2 protein-coding genes are annotated in these 1,505 nt (G+C 44.3%); both read left to right on the top strand.

Features of this window, described 5'->3' with window-relative positions:
• The coding region (locus tag ACKI5G_RS07670; protein ID WP_407399176.1) for an MGDG synthase family glycosyltransferase at positions 1 to 757 on the top strand (757 nt) is incomplete at its 5' end.
• 123 nt (positions 758 to 880) lie between these two features.
• Positions 881 to 1,505: hypothetical protein (locus ACKI5G_RS07665; protein ID WP_407399174.1), on the top strand; the 625-nt coding region annotated here is incomplete at its 3' end.

Genomic DNA, 1,505 nt, shown 5'->3' with positions numbered 1-1,505 from the left:
TGTCTCTCATTTGGCGGAAAAGTGGCGGCGGGAATTTACTTCCTGTGCGATTATTACGGATTATTCCGTCCATCAGATGTGGGTGTGTCCAAATCTGGATAAGTATTTTGTAGCTATCGATCCCATGAAGGAGCAGCTGGTGGAATATGGTATACGGGAAGATATAATCCACGTTACCGGTATTCCTGTGGGTGGAGAATTTAGTCAGATTTTGGATAAAAAAACATGCCGACAGGAATTGGATTTGGACGTGGATTTACCAGTGATAATGCTCATGGGGGGCGGACTGGGGCTGGGTGGCATGGACGTGGCCATGAACCAGCTGGAACGGATCAAGGAAATCCTCCAAATAGTGGTTATTGCCGGTAAAAATACTGAGCTAAAGAAAAATGTGGAAGCTTTGGCTGACAAATCCCATCACAGGGTAATTACCCTGGGGTATACAGATAAGGTGGCCAAGCTGATGGGGGCAGCGGATATTCTGATAACGAAACCGGGTGCTTTGACCTTAACCGAGGCCATGTCCTTGGGAACCCCCATGGTACTTCATGAGCCTATCCCCGGGCCGGAAACTGACAATGCCCGCTTTATGGATCAGGGTGGCATGGCTATTTGGCTCCACTCTGGTGACAGTTTGTCAAAGATTGTGGGGGATTTGTTACGCCATCCTGATAAGCTGGAGAATATGCATTTAAAGGCTGAAACATATAGGCGCGCCATGGCTGCTGCTGACATCGCCGAAAAAATTATTGGTTAAAGAAAAAATGATTTAAAAATATAGCCATAGGGTATTTTTAAATATAATTTTCATGTATAATATAAGTTACCTAAACTTTAATTTTTACTACGAAGTTTTCTATGGAAAGTGCTTGGTGGTTAGATGTCAGTTACGAAATTAGAAAGTGGGTCGGATGGCTCTCTGCTTTGCCCGGAGTGTAAGGGCGAGTTGATATACAAAGATGGCGGACAGGTTCGGGTAGTAAACGGCCGGGTTGATTACGAAAACATTAAGCCTCGGTATGTTTGTTTCAAGTGCAAAAAATTTTACCGAGAGATGCTTCACTCGGGCTTTTATGATGTTTTTGACTTGGACGAAGAACTGCAAAAAGAAGCACAGGAATTAAATAAATCTGCGGACTCCTCCGAGACACCGCCACCGGCTGAGGATCATCCGGTGGTTCATTTAACCCGCGCAGGAAACAGCTTTGCCTGTCCTAATTGCGGTAAGACTTTGCGTTGCTCTGAGGGAAGTGCTATTCAGGTAGTGGATGGCAAGGTAGATTATGAAAGCATAAAAAACCGCTATATTTGTGATGATTGTAAGGTTTATTACAAGGAATTGCTTAATTCCGGCATGTATGAGCGGTTTAAGCTGGAAGAGGAAACAACACCTGTAGAGGATAAACCATCAGTGAAAAATGAGGATGTTAATCCGGTGGTTGCTCTGCGGAAAAATAGTTCTGGTCGGTATAAGTGCCCGGTATGTGATCAGGAATTGGAATTTT

The organism is Anaerovibrio sp., from assembly GCF_045637405.1.
Taxonomy (GTDB): Bacteria; Bacillota; Negativicutes; order Selenomonadales; family Selenomonadaceae; genus Anaerovibrio.
This window is presented reverse-complemented; position numbering and strand designations above follow the sequence as displayed.